A 290-nucleotide genomic window follows, 5' to 3' on the forward strand; every position below is an offset into this window, starting at 1 on the left:
AATACCATGGCTATTTTCATAAACCAAATTCGTTTTAAAATTGGTGGTTTTGGAAACCCTGAGACAACAACAGGTGGAAATGCTTTAAAGTTCTACGCGACAACGCGAATTGATATTCGCAGAACGGGGAGCTATAAAGTCACCGATTGTACAATGGGTAATGAAACCAGGATTAAGGTTGTCAAAAACAAACTTGCCCCTCCATTTAAACAAGCTGAAACCAAAATATTGTTTGGTAAGGGTTTCGATTACTACGGTGAAGTTCTTGATTTAGGCTTAGATGCTCGAAT

Annotated in this window: 1 pseudogene; it reads left to right on the forward strand. The window is 38.3% G+C overall.

The features are described from left to right. Positions 1-290, forward strand: a pseudogene (recA, locus tag IQR33_RS23985) (recombinase RecA); the annotation flags it as partial.

It is taken from the genome of Vibrio sp. OPT46 (genome assembly GCF_015163535.1).
GTDB lineage: Bacteria > Pseudomonadota > Gammaproteobacteria > Enterobacterales > Vibrionaceae > Vibrio > Vibrio alginolyticus.